General features: G+C 68.0%; 17 protein-coding genes. 8 read left to right on the top strand and 9 right to left on the bottom strand.

The window, feature by feature from the left end; all coding sequences use genetic code 11:
* Positions 1–69 precede the first annotated feature (69 nt).
* Together AC5P9I_RS08885 and AC5P9I_RS08890 are read right to left on the bottom strand one after the other, a co-directional pair.
* The gene (locus AC5P9I_RS08885) at positions 70–861 is read right to left on the bottom strand and encodes an ABC transporter permease (protein WP_049459865.1); all 792 of its coding nucleotides are present in this window, start codon (positions 859–861) and stop codon (positions 70–72) included.
* The gene (locus AC5P9I_RS08890) at positions 858–1,826 is read right to left on the bottom strand and encodes an ABC transporter ATP-binding protein (RefSeq protein ID WP_049470794.1); all 969 of its coding nucleotides are present in this window, start codon (positions 1,824–1,826) and stop codon (positions 858–860) included. The genes AC5P9I_RS08885 and AC5P9I_RS08890 overlap by 4 nt, the downstream gene beginning before the upstream one ends.
* 84 nt (positions 1,827–1,910) lie before the next feature.
* Here AC5P9I_RS08890 and AC5P9I_RS08895 point away from each other — a divergent pair, with 84 nt between their 5' ends.
* Entirely contained in the window at positions 1,911–2,660 is a 750-nt protein-coding gene (locus AC5P9I_RS08895) for a ferredoxin--NADP reductase (protein ID WP_130768286.1), read from the top strand.
* Between the two features lie 169 nt (positions 2,661–2,829).
* Here AC5P9I_RS08895 and AC5P9I_RS08900 read toward each other — a convergent pair whose 3' ends face one another.
* The 3 genes from AC5P9I_RS08900 to AC5P9I_RS08910 all read right to left on the bottom strand — a co-directional run bounded on the left by AC5P9I_RS08900 (position 2,830) and on the right by AC5P9I_RS08910 (position 6,057).
* Complete coding sequence (locus AC5P9I_RS08900; RefSeq protein WP_049465222.1) at positions 2,830–3,984, bottom strand: lytic polysaccharide monooxygenase; 1,155 nt, start codon at positions 3,982–3,984, stop codon at positions 2,830–2,832.
* A gap of 181 nt (positions 3,985–4,165) precedes the next feature.
* Positions 4,166–5,338 (bottom strand): lytic polysaccharide monooxygenase auxiliary activity family 9 protein, encoded by a 1,173-nt coding sequence (locus tag AC5P9I_RS08905; protein ID WP_049465224.1) that lies wholly within the window; start codon positions 5,336–5,338, stop codon positions 4,166–4,168.
* Between the two features lie 191 nt (positions 5,339–5,529).
* A complete protein-coding gene (locus tag AC5P9I_RS08910) occupies positions 5,530–6,057 on the bottom strand; it encodes a DUF1203 domain-containing protein (RefSeq protein WP_049465226.1) in 528 nt (175 codons plus the stop codon).
* Positions 6,058–6,212: 155 nt separating this feature from the next.
* Between AC5P9I_RS08910 and AC5P9I_RS08915 the strand changes: the two genes are divergently transcribed.
* From AC5P9I_RS08915 to AC5P9I_RS08930, 4 genes are all read left to right on the top strand, one after another.
* Positions 6,213–7,415 carry a GGDEF domain-containing protein gene (locus AC5P9I_RS08915; protein ID WP_049465228.1) on the top strand — a complete coding sequence of 401 codons (1,203 nt, stop codon included), beginning with the start codon at positions 6,213–6,215 and terminating at the stop codon, positions 7,413–7,415.
* Between the two features lie 68 nt (positions 7,416–7,483).
* The gene (locus tag AC5P9I_RS08920) at positions 7,484–9,010 is read left to right on the top strand and encodes an alpha/beta fold hydrolase (RefSeq protein ID WP_049465230.1); all 1,527 of its coding nucleotides are present in this window, start codon (positions 7,484–7,486) and stop codon (positions 9,008–9,010) included.
* Positions 9,007–9,753, top strand: coding sequence for an ABC transporter ATP-binding protein (locus AC5P9I_RS08925; RefSeq protein ID WP_049465232.1), 747 nt, complete (start codon positions 9,007–9,009; stop codon positions 9,751–9,753). The genes AC5P9I_RS08920 and AC5P9I_RS08925 overlap by 4 nt, the downstream gene beginning before the upstream one ends.
* Positions 9,750–10,934, top strand: coding sequence for an ABC transporter permease (locus tag AC5P9I_RS08930; protein WP_049465234.1), 1,185 nt, complete (start codon positions 9,750–9,752; stop codon positions 10,932–10,934). Before AC5P9I_RS08925 ends, AC5P9I_RS08930 begins: the two co-directional genes overlap by 4 nt.
* A 72-nt stretch (positions 10,935–11,006) precedes the next feature.
* Here AC5P9I_RS08930 and AC5P9I_RS08935 read toward each other — a convergent pair whose 3' ends face one another.
* Positions 11,007–11,435 (bottom strand): DUF7832 domain-containing protein, encoded by a 429-nt coding sequence (locus tag AC5P9I_RS08935; protein ID WP_049465236.1) that lies wholly within the window; start codon positions 11,433–11,435, stop codon positions 11,007–11,009.
* A 67-nt stretch (positions 11,436–11,502) separates the two neighbouring features.
* Complete coding sequence (locus AC5P9I_RS08940; protein ID WP_049465238.1) at positions 11,503–12,288, bottom strand: AraC family transcriptional regulator; 786 nt, start codon at positions 12,286–12,288, stop codon at positions 11,503–11,505.
* A 78-nt stretch (positions 12,289–12,366) separates the two neighbouring features.
* Between AC5P9I_RS08940 and AC5P9I_RS08945 the strand changes: the two genes are divergently transcribed.
* The gene (locus AC5P9I_RS08945) at positions 12,367–12,621 is read left to right on the top strand and encodes a hypothetical protein (RefSeq protein WP_049465240.1); all 255 of its coding nucleotides are present in this window, start codon (positions 12,367–12,369) and stop codon (positions 12,619–12,621) included.
* 85 nt (positions 12,622–12,706) lie between these two features.
* Here the strand turns inward: AC5P9I_RS08945 and AC5P9I_RS08950 are convergent, their stop codons facing one another.
* Both AC5P9I_RS08950 and AC5P9I_RS08955 read right to left on the bottom strand, forming a co-directional pair.
* Positions 12,707–13,720 (bottom strand): energy transducer TonB, encoded by a 1,014-nt coding sequence (locus AC5P9I_RS08950; RefSeq protein ID WP_049459556.1) that lies wholly within the window; start codon positions 13,718–13,720, stop codon positions 12,707–12,709.
* Positions 13,721–13,921: 201 nt separating this feature from the next.
* Positions 13,922–14,542, bottom strand: a complete 621-nt coding sequence (locus AC5P9I_RS08955) for a TIGR00645 family protein (protein WP_049465242.1) — start codon at positions 14,540–14,542, stop codon at positions 13,922–13,924.
* A 112-nt stretch (positions 14,543–14,654) separates the two neighbouring features.
* Between AC5P9I_RS08955 and AC5P9I_RS08960 the strand changes: the two genes are divergently transcribed.
* Together AC5P9I_RS08960 and AC5P9I_RS08965 are read left to right on the top strand one after the other, a co-directional pair.
* Positions 14,655–15,344, top strand: coding sequence for a glutathione binding-like protein (locus tag AC5P9I_RS08960; RefSeq protein WP_049465243.1), 690 nt, complete (start codon positions 14,655–14,657; stop codon positions 15,342–15,344).
* A gap of 176 nt (positions 15,345–15,520) precedes the next feature.
* Complete coding sequence (locus tag AC5P9I_RS08965; protein ID WP_049465246.1) at positions 15,521–17,746, top strand: S9 family peptidase; 2,226 nt, start codon at positions 15,521–15,523, stop codon at positions 17,744–17,746.
* Positions 17,747–17,770: the final 24 nt, after the last annotated feature.

Here is a 17,770-nt window from a genome sequence, read left to right on the forward strand (position 1 = left end):
GGAACGCTTCATCCACGCATGGCGTGGATCCAGTGTCGCCGGCCAGCGGCCGGCACTACCACGCAGGTCTCAACTGCGCATGCCCACGCCACGGCGCAGCAGCCACAGCGCCACCAGGGTCAGTACCACCACGAAACCGACCATGAGTGCATACGCCACCGTCACCGGCACGTCGCTGCTGCCCAGCAGGCCATAGCGGAACGCATTGACCATGTAGAAGATCGGGTTCGCGTGCGTGGCCGCTTCGGCCCAGCCCGGCAGCAGCTTCACCGAATAGAACACGCCGCCCAGGTAGGTCAGCGGGGTCAGGATGAAGGTCGGCACGATCGCCACGTCATCGAACTTCTTGGCGTACACCGCGTTGATGAAGCCGGCCAGCGAGAAGATCGTCGCGCCCAGCAGCACCGTGGTCAGCGTCACCAGCGGGTGCGGGATGCGCACCGGTGTGAAGAACATCGCGATGATCAGCACGATCACGCCCACCATCAGGCCGCGCAGCACGGCACCGGCCACGTAGCCCCACAGGATCACCCAGTTCGGCATCGGGCTGACCAGCAGTTCCTCGACGTGGCGGCCGAACTTGGCACCGAAGAACGAGGAACTGATGTTGCCGTAGCTGTTCTGGATCACGCTCATCATCACCAGGCCCGGCACGATGAACTGCATGTAGGTGTAGCCGCCCATGTCACCCACGCGCGACCCGATCAGGTTGCCGAAGATCAGGAAGTACAGGGTCATGGTGATCGCCGGCGGCACCAGGGTCTGGCCCCAGATGCGCATGATGCGGGCGACTTCTCGGCGCACGATGGTCATCAGTGCGATGCGGTTGCGCTGGCCGTCGGTCAGCTCGGTGGTGCTCATGCAGGCTTCTCCAGGTTGCCGGTGAGGCGCACGAACAGCTCCTCCAGGCGGTTGCTCTTGGTACGCATCGAGCGCACGCGGATGCCGGACGCGTTGAGCGTGGCGAACACGCGGTTGAGGTCCATCGCACGCGGCATGTCGATGTCCAGGGTGTGCGGGTCCGGCGCGGTCAGCGTCGCGCCTTCGATCACCGGCAGCTGCGCCGGCAGGTCGCCGTCGATGTCCAGCAGGAAGCCTTCCACATCCAGCTTGGCCAGCAGGGTGCGCATCGGCCCCTGCTCGACGATCTGGCCGTGGTTGATGATCGCCAGGTGGCGGCACAGGTACTCGGCTTCTTCCAGGTAGTGCGTGGTAAGGATGATCGTGGTGCCTGCGGCATTGATCTCCTTCAGCACGCGCCACATGTCGCGGCGGATCTCGATGTCCACGCCGGCGGTCGGTTCGTCCAGGATCAGCAGGCGCGGGCGGGTCATCATCGCGCGGGCGATCATCAGCCGGCGCTTCATGCCGCCGGACAGCGTGCGGCTCATCACCTGTGCTTTTTCCCACAGGTGTGCGCGCTTGAGTTCCTCTTCGGCGCGCTGCTCGGCCTCCTCGCGGGGCACGCCGTAGAAACCGGCGTAGTTCACCAGGATGTCGAAGGGCTTCTCGAACAGGTTGAAGTTGATTTCCTGCGGCACCAGCCCGATCAGGCGCATGGTGGCGCTGCGGTTGACCACCAGGTCGCTGCCGAACACCTCCACCTTGCCTTCGCTGAGGTTGACCAGGGAGCTGATGATGCCGATCAGGGTCGACTTGCCGGCCCCGTTGGGGCCAAGCAGGGCGAAGAAGTCGCCCGGGGCCACTTCCAGGGAAACGCCCTTCAGGGCCTGGGTGCCGTTGTCGTAGGTCTTGCGCAGGTCGCGCACGCGCAGGGCGGGCGCCGTATCGTTCTGGGATGCCAAGCTCGAAGCCTTCGCGCCCATGGGCTGGCGCTGGAGAGGGGCGGGGAGGGGCTATTATAGAAGACCCCGAGGGCTTGCCCCGGCTACACACTGTCCCGAAAAGTCGTGCCTGTTCAATTCCCCCTCAAGCTGGTCGGCCGCCGCATGCTGGCCCCGACCGTCGGCCACTACCAGTTCGTGCGTGATGATGGACAGCCGCTGGATTTCCAGCCCGGCCAGTTCATCCAGGTCCATTTCAGCTACGCAGACGGCACCGAAACCAAGCGCAGCTACTCGCTGGCGACCATCCACGACCACGCGCTGGGCCCGGGCGAGGCGGTCGACATCGCGGTCAGTTTCGTGCCCGGTGGCGCTGCCACGGCGCTGTTCGAGGCGCTGGAGCACGGCAGCCGGATCAACGCGTCGGGCCCGTACGGGCGGTTCTGCCTGCACCCCGGCGACCACAACGGCCGCTACCTGCTGATCGCTACCGGTACGGGCGTCACCCCCTACCGCTCGATGCTGCCGCTGCTGGAAAAGGCCATGGCCGAACGCGGTGTGAAGATCGTGCTGCTGCAGGGCGCGCGCAGCCCGGGCGAGCTGCTGTACAGCGAAGATTTCTACAGCTTCGCCGAAAAGCACCCGAACTTCCGCTATGTTCCGTGCCTGTCGCGCGAACTGCCGGCCAACCCGCACCCAGATGTGCAGCATGGCTACGTGCAGCAGGGGCTGGCCGGCTTCACGCCGGACCCGGCCACCGACATCGCCTACCTGTGCGGCAACCCGGACATGGTCGATGCCTGCGCCGAGCTGCTGAAGGCCGCCGGCCTGGGCAACCCGCAGATCCGCCGCGAGAAGTACGTCAGCAGCAAGTAAGCCCCGGTCGTGCCGGCCGCTGGCCGGCAACCGCACGAACCCCGGTAGTGCCGGCCGCTGGCCGGCAATCGCATGAACCCCGGGCAGTGCCGGCCGCTGGCCGGCAATCGCACTGCCCGGCAACCCTGGAAACCGGAGGCGACCCTACGCCGCCCCCGGTGCCCTGGCTTCAGTACTCGATCCAGGCATCGCGCCAGGCAGAGCCGGTACCCGGACGGTAGGCTTCGGCGTTGACATTGCACCAGGCGCCCTCCGGGAACGGGCGGCAGGCGTAGAGCTTGCCGTCCGAGCCCTTGACCACGGTTTCGCCGGGCTTATAGCTGCCGATACCTTCCGGATACACGAAGTCGTAGTCACCCGGCGGCGGATCGACCGGATCCGGCAACGCCGTGTCGAGCTGGAAGCGATGGCCCGGCTTCAGGTAGACGCGGTTCCCGGTGGCCGAGGCGATGGGGGTGATGATGCCGTTGTTCAGTACACCCACCCGGGCATGCTGGGCCGAAGCATTGACCTTGCGGCCCAGCGCCAGCGGCCATTGCGTGGCGGAGGTCTGCCCGGTGGCAAGGGTGATCTTCGGGCTTTCCAGGTCATTGCCGCTGGCGTTGAACACGCGCAGGGTCAGGGTGGTACCGGTCTCCAGTTCCCCCCGCGCGGTGATGGCCCCCGCGTCTTCCCACTCCGGTGGCGGGGTGATGTCACCCCCCTCAAAACGTACGTCGGCACAGGTATAGAACGCTTCCTTCGAATCGGAGCGCTGCCACGTGTTGTAGATCACGTGCTGGCCGCTGCGCTTGGGCAGTGGGCAGTCCAACTTGTAGACATCGCCCGAAAGCGGCACGTTGCCCAGCGTGCAGAACGCCTCCAGATCGGCCCAGCGCAGCGGGCTGCCCGGCTGCCAGCCCTCGCGGGTGACGTAGAACGTCCAGTCGCGGGTGGCGTGCGGTGCCGGTGCCTTGAACTCGAATGTGTAGCGGCCACGTGCGTCGGCGCGGATCGGCGAAGTCTGCCAATCGCTGCGGTTCAGGTCCAGGCCGCGGTACTTGCTGTTGCCACCGCTGCACAGCTCGCCATCCGGCACGACGGCCTGGTGGTTGCCATCGGCCTCGGCCTGGTTGATCCCGGCCCAGTCGTAGAACGGTTGCGCACCACCGATCGCCTTGGCGGCGGCGCAGGCCGGATGGGTCGGGTTTTCAGGATTCCCCTGGTAACAGGCGTAGACGCGGCTGGAGGGTTTGGACAGGGTGCCGTGGGCGAACGCGCTGCCGGAGGCGACGATGCCGGCAAGCGCAGACAGCGCGAAAAACGTCCGATGGGACAGATGCATGCAGATCTCCTGTGGGTGGTGGAACCCCGCGAAGTCTCGGCATGCGCACTGCCCGTATCCATCGGATTACTTTGAAAGGCGACGCGGATGGCGTCGCCTGGGAGCGGCTTCACACTCACCCGCTGGCTTGCCTCACGCTTTGCAGGGAACGGTGCTCGACCACCGTTCCCTGCGCGTGTTCTCAGTAAGCGATCCAGGCATCGCGCCAGGCCGCGCCCACGCCCGGCCGGTACGCCTCGGCATTGACGTTGCACCACGCGCCCTCCGGGAACGGGCGGCAGGCATACAGCTTGCCGTCGCTGCCCTTCACCACGGTCTGGCCCGGCACATAGCTGCCGATGCCCGCCGGGTACACGTGGTCGAAGTCACCGCCGGGCGACGGCGTGCCCGGGTCCGGCACGCGGGTATCGAGCTGGAAGCGGTTGCCGTCCTTCAGGTACACGCGGTTGTCGGTCGCCGAGGCTGCCGGCGTGATCACGCCATTGCTGAGCACGCCGACGCGTGCATGCTGCGCGCTGGCATTGACCTTGCGCGCCAGCGCCAACGGCCACTGCGCCGCCGTGGTCTGGCCACTGGCCAGCGTGACCTCCACGCGTTCGACATCGTTGCCGCCGGCATTGAACACGCGCAACGCCAGGGTGGTTCCCACCGGCAGCTCGCCGCGCGCGGTGACCGGGCCGGCATCCTGCCACTGCGGTGCCGGTGTCGTCCCCCCAGCACCGCCCTCGAAGCGCACGTCCATGCAGGTGTAGAACGCCTCGGTCGAATCCGAGCGCTGCCAGGTGTTGTAGATCACATGCTGGCCGCTGCGCTGCGGCAACGTGCACTGCAGCTTGTAGGTGCCATCGGCCGACAGCGGCGTGTTGCCCAGCGTGCAGAACTCCTGCAGGTCGGCCCAGCGCAGCGGGCTGCCCGGCTGCCAGCCTTCGCGGGTGACGAAGAAGCGCCAGTCACGGGTGGCGTGCGGTGCGGTCGCCTTGAACACGAAGGTGAACTTCCCATTGGCATCGGGCTGGATCGGCGTGGTCGGCCAGTCACTGCGGTTCACGTCCAGGCCGCGGAAGGTCGGGTTGTTGCCGCTGCACAGCTTGCCGTCGGGTACCACGGCCTGGTGGTTGCCGTTGGCGTTGGCCTGGTTGATGCCGTTCCAGTCGTAGAACGCCTGCGAACCGCCAATCGCCTTGGCGGCGGCGCAGGCCGGATTGGTCGGGTTCTCGGGATTGCCCTGGAAGCAGGCATAGACGCGGCTGACCGGCGTGGTCATGGTGCCGTGGGCGAACGCGTTGCCGGCCAGGCACAGGCCCGCAGCCGCGAACGCGGTGGTCAGCAGCAGCGGTGTGGATCGGAATGACATGGCGCATCCTTGTGGTCGTCGAAAGGGGACGGTGACCGCAGGAGCTGCACGGCGTTGCGGGCTTTCGGCGGCACCACGGCGAGTTTCGAGTCGTGATGCGGGCGACGGAACCCGCGCAGTGCCGATCCGTGACTGCGCATGTGAAGCCCTTCCCGCAGGCTTCACGCCGGGCTGAACGGATGCGCTGGACGTCACGTGACCGGCGTGGCATCGATCACGTCATGGAGGTCGCCCGGCGTGGTTTGCCTGTCCACCCGATCCGCCTGGCACGAGAAGCAGCCATGCGCGGCGTTGTGCAACTGGACAAAGGCCACTGCGGGGTCGGCAAACAGCGCATCCAGCCGGTCGGCAACGTCGCTGCCCGCGCAGACCTCGGCACCGCGCATCAGCGCGGCGTGGTCATAGGCGCGCACCGAGATCATCCGGCGCTGCACGTACGGGGGCACTTCGCCCGGTGGCAGCACGCAGCGGGTCACGCCGCGCTGCACGAAGATCGGGCCGGAGGCGCGATACGGCGAGTGCAGCGGCAGGTGGACGTGGGGCAGCAGGAGCAGTTCGCTGCCCGGCGGCGGATCGCTCAGGCTGACCCGGCAGGGATGGCCGCCGCTGTCGCCCGCCCAGCGGCGCTGGATGCCGAGCGCGGCGAGCGCGCTGTCGCTCAATTCGAACAGGTGCAGGAACGGGCGGTGGTCGATGCCACCGAGGTACCACGTGTGCATGGGTGTCTCCTTGGGTTTCCAGCGGATAGTGCGCAAGCGCCGGCCCTCGTGCTCGCCGTTTTCAGACCCCGCATCGCCGTCGGGCCGGAGCGGGCGGCAGGGATCGCGCGGCAAGGCGCTAAGATGCGCGCGCCGCCCCGGCCGACGAGTGCCGCATGTCCCTGGATTTCCCCACCATCACCGTGCTTGGCTTCCTGCTCTGCATCGGCATTGCGGTGGGCTTCTCGCTGCTGCTGGTCGTACTGCGCGGGCAACCGGTGCTGCGGCAGTGGACCATCAGCCTGTGGCTGTTGACCCTGGGGGTGACCCTGCTGGCGCTGCGGCCCTACCTGCCGCTGGTGCCGGCGGTGCTGGCCGGCAATGCGGCGATGGCCGGCTGCGGGTTGATGATGCTGCGCGGCATGGCCCTGCATCTGCAACGGCCGTTGCCGCTGTGGTGGCCGCTGCTGATGGCGACCGCGTTCATGGCCTGCATCTTCGCCTTCCTGGTGCCGTGGCCGGACCTGGGCATGCGGCTGCTGGTGTTCAGCGTGTTCGCACTGATGGTCGACGGCTGGATCGCCGCGTTGCTGCTGCGGCATGCACCGCCACAGCAGCGCACCAGCTGCCGCCTGGCCGCTGCCGTATTCCTGGCAGAGGCTGCGTTGTACGCGGTTCGCCTGTTCCTGCCGGTGGCGCCCGATGCCGGTGAGGACATCATGCGGACCGGCTCGCCGATGTTCGCCACCTATATCGCGGGGGTGATGCTGGAACTGGCGCGTTGCTTCGCGATGGTACTGCTGCTGGTCGAGCGCATGCTGGTGGACCTGCGCCGCGCGGCCCGCACCGACGGCCTGACCGGCCTGCTCAACCGCAGCGCAGTGCTGGCCGATGGCCAGGCGCAACTGCAGAAGCTGCGCCGCCAGCGCCGGCCGCTGGCATTGCTGCTGGTCGACGTGGACCACTTCAAGAAGATCAATGATCGCTGGGGCCATCTGGCCGGCGACCAGGTGCTGCGCCATTTCGCGGCGACACTGCAGCACTGCGTGCAGGGCCATGAGCACCTGCTCGGCCGTTACGGTGGCGAAGAATTCGTGCTGGTGCTGGCTGGAGGCACGCGCGGCGAAGCCATGGAACGGGCGGCGGCGATCCGCGCGCGACTGCAGCAGCGGCCGGCGCTGCTGGCCGACGGGCCGGTGTGGGTCACCGCCAGCGTCGGCCTGGCGATGGACGCGGGGCAGGGCGATCTGTCGACGTTGCTGGCCGCTGCCGATGCCGCCCTGTACCGGGCCAAGGCCGAAGGGCGGGACCGCCTGGTCTGCGCGCCGCCGGCGGCCGATTCGCCATTGCCCATCGCCCCCGGCGCGCTGCCCGTGTAAGTTGAGTCACATCTTCCGCGGCAGCCCGTCGTGGTCGACAGGAACGTCCTCCAGGGGAAACGAGCACGATGCAAAGACACCACCTCGCGCTGGCCGGAATGCTGGCCAGCCTGTTGCTTGCCGGGTGCAGCCCGTCGCCGGCGGCCGACGCCGGCAGCGCCAGCGATGCACCCAGCCGCCGCTTCGGCACGATCGACTTCCAGCCCTGCACGCTGTCCACCGTCGGCGCCAGCGCCAACGTGGAAGCGCAGTGCGCCACCCTGCAGGTGCCGGAAGACCGGGCCCGGCCTGAGGCCCGCCGCATCGACCTGCGCATCGCCTGGCTGGAATCGGGCAGCAGCGGTTCCAGCCAGCCCGATCCGGTGTTCTTCCTCGCCGGTGGCCCTGGCCAGGCGGCCAGCGAAGTGGCCGTCGTCGTCGACACCGCGCTGCGCCAGGTACGCAAGCAGCGTGACGTGTTCCTGATCGACCAGCGCGGCACCGGCGGATCGAACCCGCTCAGCTGCCTGGGCGCGGACGGCAAGGAGCTGCCGATGGGCGAAGATGACGCGTCTTCGGAGGCCTCGCTGCGCGACTACGCCCAACGCTGCGCCGCGTCGCTGCAGGGGCGCGCCGACGCGCGCTTCTATACCACCACCGAAGCCATCGCCGACCTGGATGCGGTGCGGGCGGCGCTCGGCGTGGACAAGGTCAACCTGGTCGGCGGTTCCTACGGCACCCGCGTGGCCCAGCGCTACGCCGGTGCCTACCCGCAGCACACGCGCAGCATCGTCATCGATGGCGTGATACCGAACGAACTGGTGGTCGGCGGTGACTTCGCGACCACGTTCGAGGATGCGATCGCCCTGCAGTCGGCGCAGTGCCGCAAGGACGCCGCCTGCAGCAAGCGTTTCCCGACCGATACCCGCGCGCAGCTGCGCAGCGTGGTCGACACCCTGCGCCGTGCGCCGGTTCCGGTCGAGTATCGCGACCCGGGTACCAACGCACCGCGGCAGGATGTCCTGACGCCGGACAGTGTGGTCGGCCTGGCCTTCGCCTTCTCGTACGTGCCGCAGTATTCCTCGCTGTTGCCGCTGGTGCTGGATGAGGCCGCTCATGGCCGCTACGCGCCGCTGGCGTCGTTGGCCCGCGGTGCGAACCGCAGCATGGATTTCCAGATCAACCGCGGCATGCAGTGGTCGGTGATCTGCAGCGAGGATGCACCGCGCTATCACGCGCCGGCCGAGGATCCCGCGCGGCTGTTCGGCAACGAGGTGGCCAGCACCTTCTTCGCCGCCTGCCCGGTGTGGCCACACCGGCCGGCGCCGGCGACCGATGCGGTGCCACTGCGCAGCAACGTGCCGGCGCTGTTGCTGTCCGGTGAGCTGGATCCGGTGACGCCGCCGCGCTACGCCGCGCAGGTACTCAAGGGCCTGCCCAACGGCCGTGCGCTGGTCGCCCGTGGCCAGGGCCATGGCACCCTGGCCGCCGGCTGCATGCCGCGCCTGCTCGGCCAGTTCATCGACACGACCGATGCCAAGGCGCTGGATGCCGGCTGCCTGGACACGCTGAGCTACGTGCCGGCGTTCACCTCGTTCAACGGATGGGAACCATGATCGTCGCCGACAGCCTGCACAAGGCCTTCGATACCCGCACGGGCCGCATCCAGGCGGTCTCCAACGTTGGCTTCCGCGCCGGCGACGGACAGATCACCGGCCTGCTCGGCCCCAACGGTGCCGGCAAGACCACCACCATGCGCATGCTCTACACGCTGATGACGCCCGACCAGGGCAGCATCACTGTCGATGGCATCGATGCGGCACGCAATCCCGTCGAGGTGCGTCGCCACCTGGGCGTGCTGCCCGATGCACGTGGCGTCTACAAGCGCCTGACCGCGCGCGAGAACATCGCCTACTTTGGCGAGCTGCATGGCCTGTCGGCCGAGCGCATCCGCGAACGCATCGAGGTGCTGTCGCACGCGCTGGACATGGGCGACATCCTCGACCGCCAGACCGATGGTTTCTCGCAGGGCCAGCGCACCAAGACCGCGATCGCCCGCGCGCTGGTGCACGACCCGCGCAACGTCATCCTCGATGAACCGACCAACGGCCTGGATGTGATGACCACGCGCGCGCTGCGCCGCTTCCTGCTGGGCCTGCGCGAAGAAGGGCGCTGCGTGATCCTGTCCAGCCACATCATGCAGGAGGTGGGCGCGTTGTGTGACCACATCGTGATCATCGCCAAGGGCACGGTGATGGCCGCCGGCAGCGCCGACGAGCTGCGTGCGCAGGCCGGTGAAGCCAATCTTGAGGACGCGTTCGTGAAACTGATCGGCAGCGAAGAGGGCCTGCACGCATGAGCATGATGTCGACCCTGATGACGGTGATGCGCAAGGAACTGCGCGACCTGTCGCGTGACCGCCGCACGCTGCTGCTGACCCTGCTGTTCGGGCCACTGCTGTACCCGGTGCTGCTGCTGGGCATGGGCAAGCTGGCCGAGAGCCGGGTGCGCACCCAGATCGAAGCGCCGTTGCAGATTCCCACCATCGGTGCGGAGAACGCACCCAACCTGGTGCGCTTCCTCGCCGCACAGGGCCTCAATGCCGCGCCGGCACCGAAGGACCTGGCCGAGGCCATCCGCAGCCAGGACATCGATGTAGCGCTGCGCATCAGCGATGACTTCGGCAAGGACTGGGCCGAGGGCAAGCCGGCGCTGGTGGAGGTGATCAAGGACAGCACGCGTCGCGCGGCCGAAGTACCCAGTGCACGCCTGGAGGCGGCGCTGGCCACCTACAACGGCCAGGTCGGTGCCTTGCGCCTGATGGCACGCGGCATCGACGCACAGGTGGCCCGCCCGCTGGACGTGGCGCGCCAGGACCTGGCCAGTGCCGAAGCCAAGCGCGGCATGATCCTGTCGATGCTGCTGCCGGTGCTGCTGACACTGACCTCGTTCATCGGTGGCGCCTACCTGGTGATGGACGCTACCGCCGGCGAGCGCGAGCGGCAGTCGCTGGAACCCCTGCTGGCCACGCCGGGCTCGCGCAGCGCAATCGTCAGCGGCAAGATCGCCGCCGCCTGCGTGGTCGGTTTCGTGTCGCTGCTGCTGACCCTGGTCGCGTTCAAGGTGAGCGCGCAGATCGCACCCGGCAACATCGGCCGCCAGTTCAACATGAACGTCGGCTCGATGCTGCAGATGCTGCTGGTGATGCTGCCGATGCTGCTGATCGGCACCTCGCTGCTGACCTTCCTGTCGGCCGCGGCCAAGAGCATGAAGGAAGCGCAGAGCCACATGACCTGGCTGATGCTGCTGCCGATGCTGCCCGGCTACGCACTGGTGGCCTATCCGCTGAAGAGCGAACTGTGGCAGTACGCCGTGCCGTTCCTGTCGCAGAACCAGATGCTGCTGAAGGTGATTCGCCACGAGACCATCACCCCCGCAGTCTGGGCGATCTACCTCGGCGCCAGCCTCGGCTTGGCCGCCGTGCTGTGGTTCGCCGCCGTGCGCCGCTACCACAACGAGCGCCTGGCCATCTCTGGTTGACCGCCACAGGTAGCGCCGGGCCATGCCCGGCGGATATGAAACGAGGCCCGGTCATTCCGGGCCTCGTTGTTTTCAGGATTGTGTTGCCTGCCAAGCGGCGAAGCGCTGGGCGATCACCGGTGCCAGTCGGTCGAAGTTTTCCCAAGTATCGGCGACGTGGTACAGCGAAAGGACCTCGGCCGCCAACTGTTCCTCATAGTCTTCGACATACTGGCCATTCTCGAGGTCGTAGTACGAAGCAGTGAACGTGTTGGCTTCATCACTGACCAGGTCATCGACGAATTTGCCGTCGCTGCATTGAAGCAGGAACAGGCCCGGCGTCGTTCTACGTTCCCGCAGCGCCTGCAGGTCTTCTTCTGCGTCCTCGGCGAGCTCTTCGCTTGCCATGCCCTGTAGCAGCAGCCATGCCAGGTACATGCCGATGTGAGTGGCGCCGGCCTCAGCCGGAAGATCCGAAGGGAAGTCACCCCCGGAATGCCAGCTGGCGTCGTCGTACTTCATCTGTTCCCCTCCCGAAATCAGCAAGCAGCTTAGGTCGTAAGGAAGGATAGAGGGAGTGCTGGATACGTCAGCCCTCCCCGTACCGCGCGGGCGTCACACCCATCTCGCGCTTGAACACGGTGATGAACGCGCTTGGGGTGTCGTATCCCATCGACAGCGCGACGCGGGTCACCGGCTCGCCGGCCAGCAGGCGTGGCAGCGACAGCAGCACGCGCAGGCGCTGCCGCCAATGGCCCAGGGTCATGCCTGTTTCGGCCTGCCACCGGCGGGCGAGGCTGCGGCTGGACAGGCCGCCGGTGGCCGCCCACGCTTCGACACTGCGCAGGTCGTCCGGCGATCGCGCCAGCGCCGCCGCGATCCGCCGCAACCGGCGATCCCGCGGTTGTGGCAGGGCAAGTGGCAAGGGAGTGCTGGCACGGATCTCATCGGCGAGGACGCCGGCCAGGCGTGCCTGCGCAGCGTCCAGTGCCTGACGCGGCCAGCGCAGTGCGCGCGTCACCGCCGCCTGCAACAGCGCATCGGGTTGGAAAATACGGGGCAGCGGGGGCAGATCCAGGCCGGCATCGGCGCGGACGTACAGGCTCCAGCCATCGAACCCGTCTGCCCCGAGCAGCGCATGGGGCAGCAGCGGCGGTATCCAGGCAACGTGCCCGGCCGGAAGCAGCCACTGCAGATTCCCGGCTTCGATCCGCAACAGGCCCTGATGGGCGCCCAGCAATTGACCGCGCCGGTGTTGGTGGCGGGCGGTGCGCCGCCTTCCGGGCACGCGCAGCTGGCCGGCCAGCACGATGGGGCCGTAGTCGGCGTCCGCCAATGCCGGATCAATCAAGCCGGTCGGTGTCTGATCTGCCATATCCATTGGCAGTTATACGGCAGAAGCGCCGATCCGCGCGCGCCACACTGGGCGCCCATTCCAACACGAGCCGCCCCGATGCAGCCCCAGGACATCCTTCCCGACCACCAGAACGAAGTACAGGTAAACGGCCTCACCGTGCGCAAGGGCAGCGTCGGCGCCTTCCTCGCCAGTGTCCGCGACTGGCAGGACGCCGCCAGCAACGACGCCACCCGCGCCGCCGCCGAAGCCGACCTGCGTGCGCTGCTGCCGGGCCTGCATGCGCTGGGCCTGTTCCAGGTGCTGGCCGCGCGCGATCCGGCACTGCAGCGCCTGATCGACAGTGCCCGCTGAAACGGACAAGGCCCGGACATGCCGGGCCTTGTCGTCATTGCGGGGCGGAAACGACTTAATCCCCTCCGTCCCCTTTTTTTTGCGGTCAGCTGCCGCCCGGGGCGAACACCAGGGTGCGGCGGGTGGTGACCGGTGCGCTGACCGGCTCGAAGCGCCAGCGCTTGACCGCGTTCATGGCCTCGCGATCGAAGACGCGCGATGGCGTTGCGCGCAGCACGCGGGCGTTGGTCACCGAACCGTCGGTGCCGACGGTGATCTCCACCAGCACCTCGCCCGAGGTGCCGGCACGCAGCGCCTCGGACGGATAGCGCGGTGCCGGCGTGCTGACCGGGCGCAGGTTGGGTGCCGCAGCGGCCGCAGGCGCTGCGGCCTGGCGTGCCGCGCTGGCCTGCTGGGCGGCAGCCTGCTGCTGCTTCTGCTCGGCTTCGCGGCGGGCCGCAGCCTGGCGCTCGGCTTCCTGGCGCTCGTTGTCGCGGCGGGCGGCGTCCTGCTGGGCAGCGATCTGCTTGGCCGCGTCGGCTTCCTTGGCACGCTGCTCGGCCAGGCGCTGCTGTTCGGTCTGCTGCTTGCTGCGGTCCTCGGCGTCCTTCTTGGCCTTCTCGGCTTCGGCCTCGGTGCGCTTGGCCGCGTTCTGCACGCCCTTGGCCAGGCCGTCCTTCAGGCGCGGCAGGGCCGGCGCGGAGGCATCGACCTTCTCGATCAGCGCCACCAGCCGCTGTGCTTCGGTGTAGTCCTCGCGCCCCAGGTGCTGTTCGGCGGCGATCAGCGTGTACGGCAGCAGGTCGGTCAGCGCGCTCTTCACCGAGGCGTCGTCCGGGGTCTTGTCGCGCAGCGCGAGGTAGTACTCGATGGCGTTGTCGCCGGCCGGCGCGTACATGCGGTTCTCGCGCAGGGCCTGGGTGGCCGACTCACGCAGCTGCTCGGTGCCCATCGACTGCACCTTGGCGGCGACCACCGGTGCGGCCGGCGCAGCGGCGGCGGGTGCGGAGGCCGGGGCCGGTGCAGCGGTTTCTTCCTTGCCCGAGCAGGCGGCCAGCGCCAGTGCCAGGGCAACCGGCAGCCACCGGCGCGCGGCGGTGATCGTTGAGACGTGCGACATCCTGCTCCCCTTTAGAAGACGACGTGACGTAAATCATTGATATGCATGGCCGGGACCCGTGGTCCAGGCGCGGCAGGGTGGCGTTTCCCGACGCCACCGCCGGCAACGGCGAGGATGCAATCTAGCATCCCGGCCACCGCCCCGCACAAGGGGTGGTGGCCGGGTGGGCCCGCGGCCATCATGCCGTGGCTGGCGGCGACCTCAGTGGTCGTGGGCCTTGTCGTGCGACTTGCTGTGGCCGTTGGACATCAGCTTGTCGGTCCAGGCGATGCCGATCGCCGACAGGATGAACACGCAGTGGATGATGGTCTGCCACAGCACGCCGTCAGGGGTCAGCATCGAGCAGCGGGCGACACCGATGTTGGCGGCGGCCACGCTCATCTGCTCCGGCGTGCACAGCGGGATGCCATTCAACGCGCCACTGGCGATGAAGGTCTTCAGCAGGTGGATCGAGGAGATGCCGATGATCGCCATCGCCAGCTTCACCTTCAGCACGCTGGCATTGACGTGGCTCAGCCATTCCGGCTGGTCCGGGTGGCCTTCCAGGCGCAGGCGCGAGACGAAGGTCTCATAGCCGCCGACGATCACCATGACCAGCAGGTTGGAGATCATCACCACGTCGATCAGGCCCAGCACGATCAGCATGATCTGCTGCTCGCCCATCGACACCGAATGCGAGATCAGGTGCCACAGTTCCTTGCCGAACAGGAACACGTAGACGCACTGCGCCACGATCAGGCCCAGGTACAGCGGCAGCTGCAGCCAGCGCGAGGCGAAGATCAACGTGGACAACGGGGAGAGCGGCGGGCGGTTTGCACTCATGCGGGGGATGCTGCGTTTCGGGGGAGAGGCGAGGTTACCGGCCCGCCATGACGGTGCCAACCCAACTCACGCACTAGACTTCAGGTTCCTTTCCGCACCCCGAGCCGACGCCATGATCGACCTGTATTACTGGCCCACCCCGAACGGCCACAAAGTGACCCTGCTGTTGGAGGAAGCCGGCCTGGAGTACCGCATCCACCCGGTCAACATCGGCTCGGGTGACCAGTTCAAGCCAGAGTTCCTGGCCATCTCGCCCAACAACAAGATGCCGGCCATCGTCGACCACGCCCCGGCCGATGGCGGCGCCCCGCAGAGCGTGTTCGAGTCCGGCGCGATCCTGCTGTACCTGGCCGAGAAGACCGGCCGCTTCCTGCCCAGCGACGCGCGTGGCCGCGTGACCACGCTGGAATGGCTGTTCTGGCAGATGGCGGGCCTGGGCCCGATGAGTGGCCAGATGGGCCATTTCAATGTGTACGCGCCGGAGAAGATTCCCTACGCGATCGAGCGCTATGACAACGAGGTGCGCCGCCTGCACGGGGTGATGGACAAGCGCCTGGCCCAGCACGCCTTCCTGGCCGGCGATGAGTACACCATCGCCGACATGGCCAGCTACCCGTGGGTCGGCGCCTACGACAAGCTGCCGGTGGACTTCGCCGCGTTCCCGAACCTCAAGCGCTGGCACGAGGCCATCGCCGCGCGCCCGGCCACCCAGCGCGCCTATGCGCTGCGCCAGCAGGTGAACCCGAACGCCGGCAAGCCGCTCAGCGACGAAGAGCGCAAGCACCTGTTCGGCCAGCGCTGACCCCGGCAGGCGGCCCCAGAGGGTCGGATCCCTTTGCAGCGCAAAGGGCGCTGACCCTCCAGTGCGCCGCCATGGGCAGAAGGTCATGCTGCCTTCCCGCACGGGCTTGGTTAGGATGGAGGAACGACCGCCCCGCGCCTGCCGCCGGGCGGACCTGCCGTTTGCCGGGATCCTCCATGCGCCACCTGTTCGCTTCGCTTGCCCTCATGCTCGCCACCAGTACCGCCGCCCACGCCGAAAAGCTGACCCTGGAGGCCATCACCGGCCCGCTGCCGCTGTCCGGCCCGACCCTGATGAAGCCCAAGGTGGCGCCGGACGGTTCGCAGGTCAGTTTCCTGCGCGGCAAGGACAGCGATCGCAACCAGCTGGATCTGTGGACCTACGACATCGGCAGTGGCCAGACCCGGTTGCTGGTTGATTCCAAGGTGGTGCTGCCCGGCACCGAGACCCTCAGCGATGAGGAAAAGGCGCGCCGCGAGCGCCAGCGCATCGCCGCCATGACCGGCATCGTCGATTACCAGTGGGCGCCGGACGCACAGCGCCTGCTGTTCCCGTTGGGCGGCGAGCTGTACCTGTACGACCTCAAGCAGCAGGGCGCGGCGGCCGTGCGCCAGCTGACCCACGGTGAGGGCTTCGCCACCGACGCCAAGCTGTCGCCCAAGGGCGGCTTCGTCAGCTTCATCCGTGGCCGCAACCTGTGGGTGATCGACCTGGCCAGCGGCAGGCAGCTGCAGCTGACCCACGACGGCAGCACCACCATCGGCAACGGCGTGGCCGAGTTCGTCGCCGATGAAGAGATGGACCGCCACACCGGTTACTGGTGGGCACCGGATGATTCGGCGATTGCCTTTGCCCGTATCGACGAGGCACCGGTGCCGGTGCAGAAGCGCTACGAGGTCTACGCCGACCGCACCGATGTGATCGAACAGCGTTACCCGGCCGCCGGCGACGCCAACGTGCGCGTGCAGCTGGGGGTCATCGCACCGGCCGCCGATGCGCAGCCGCGCTGGATCGACCTGGGCAAGGAACAGGACATCTACCTGGCCCGCGTCGACTGGCGCGATCCGCGGCACCTGAGCTTCCAGCGCCAGTCGCGCGACCAGAAGCAGCTGGACCTGGTGGAAGTGGCACTCGACTCCAACCGCCAGCGCGTACTCGCCCACGAAACCAGCCCGACCTGGGTACCGCTGCACAACAGCCTGCGCTTCCTTGAAGACGGCAGCGTGCTGTGGTCGTCCGAGCGCACGGGCTTCCAGCACCTGTACCGCATCGACAGCAAGGGCAAGACCACCGCGCTGACCCACGGCAACTGGCCGGTGGACGAGCTGCTGGCGGTGGATGAGACGGCCGGCAAGGCCTACTTCCGTGCCGGCATCGAAAGCCCGCGCGAAAGCCAGATCTACGCGGTCTCGCTGCAGGGCGGCGAGCCGCAGCGCCTGTCGAAGGCGCCAGGCATGCACAGCGCCAGCTTCGCCCGCAACGCCAGCGTCTATGTGGACAGCTGGTCCAACAGCACCACACCGCCGCAGATCGAGCTGTTCCGCGCCAACGGCGAGAAGATCGCCACGCTGGTGGAGAACGATCTGGCCGATCCCAAGCACCCGTATGCGCGCTACCGCGACGCGCAGCGCCCGGTCGAGTTCGGCACGCTCACCGCCGCCGACGGCAAGACGCCGCTGCACTACAGCCTGATCAAGCCGGCCGGCTTCGATCCGTCCAGGCGCTACCCGGTGGCGGTGTATGTCTATGGCGGCCCGGCCAGCCAGACCGTCACCGACAGCTGGCCCGGCCGCGGCGACCATCTGTTCAACCAGTACCTGGCCCAGCAGGGCTACGTGGTGTTCTCGCTGGACAACCGCGGCACCCCGCGCCGCGGCCGCGACTTCGGGGGTGCGCTGTACGGGAAGCAGGGCACGGTGGAAGTGACCGACCAGCTGCGTGGCGTGGCCTGGCTCAAGCAGCAGCCGTGGGTGGACCCGGCGCGCATCGGCGTGCAGGGCTGGTCCAACGGCGGCTACATGACCCTGATGCTGCTGGCCAAGGCGTCGAACCAGTACGCCTGCGGCGTGGCCGGCGCCCCGGTCACCGACTGGGGCCTGTACGACAGCCATTACACCGAGCGCTACATGGACCTGCCGGCGCGCAACGACGCCGGTTACCGTGAAGCGCGCGTGCTGACCCACATCGATGGCCTGCGTTCGCCGCTGCTGCTGATCCACGGCATGGCGGACGACAACGTGCTGTTCACCAATTCGACCAGCTTGATGAGCGCGCTGCAGAAGCGCGGCCAGCCGTTCGAGCTGATGACCTACCCGGGTGCCAAGCATGGCCTGTCCGGCGCCGATGCCCTGCATCGCTACCGCGTGGCCGAAGCCTTCCTGGGGCGCTGCCTGAAGCCTTGACACACAGACGGGAAGGAGCCCGCC

It is taken from the genome of Stenotrophomonas sp. YJH_SMC_29 (assembly GCF_059371235.1).